Origin of the sequence: Thermorhabdus hydrogeniformans (assembly GCF_049310025.1) — a bacterium.
In the GTDB taxonomy this organism is placed as follows: Bacteria; Bacillota; Thermosediminibacteria; order Thermosediminibacterales; family Tepidanaerobacteraceae; genus JBJYKD01.
In genome coordinates, this window is the sequence record NZ_JBJYKD010000077.1 from 1 (window position 1) to 698 (window position 698).

Annotated in this window: 1 protein-coding gene; it reads left to right on the forward strand. The window is 37.1% G+C overall.

Features of this window, described 5'->3' with window-relative positions; all coding sequences use genetic code 11:
- The first annotated feature begins 216 nt into the window (after positions 1–216).
- A complete protein-coding gene (locus tag ACKX14_RS15535) occupies positions 217–684 on the forward strand; it encodes a pyruvate formate lyase family protein (protein WP_422449276.1) in 468 nt (155 codons plus the stop codon).
- The last annotated feature ends 14 nt before the right edge of the window (positions 685–698 follow it).

Sequence of the window (698 nt, forward strand, 5' to 3'; positions counted from 1 at the left end):
TTTTTCCGAAAAACTTTTAGTTTCAATAGTTTTAAGGTAGCAAGCATGTAAATTTAAGGTCTTAGTTTGACATTACAATCATACACTGGGAAGGGCAAAGTATGAATATCTGGAACGAACCTACGAATTGGGGAATCTGGAAAAGCCTGACGAACAAAAGATTCAAAATGTGGTAAGAATGCTAGAGAACAGTGGTATTGAGATAGTAGTAGGAGGATGATAGGTTTAATTACATTACTTTGGGAGGTCTTTGCTGTGAATGTATCGAGCATTAGAATAAGAAAATTACGGGAAGATGTGTTGTCGAGAGTGCCAGGTGTATGCATTGAAAGAGCAAGATTTTATACTGAGGTTTATAAAGAAAACGAAGCTATGCCTGTATATCTGAAAAGAGCAAAAGCCCTCGAAAGAACTTTGGAAAATATGAGCATATATATTCTTGACGGTGAACTTATTGTAGGGAATCAGGCATCTGCCCCCAGGACTGCTCCAATATTCCCGGAATATGCTGTGGAATGGATAGAAAAGGAACTTAAAGAAAAAGGAAATTTTGATAAGCGTGCCGGGGACATTTTTCATCTACCTGGAGAACACAGGGAGGAGCTGTTAGAAATTATAAAGTATGATTCTAGTGTAGAAACCCTACTTTTTTACTTCTTTTCCCGAACCTTGAAAATTTCATAAGGAATGTTTTGGAA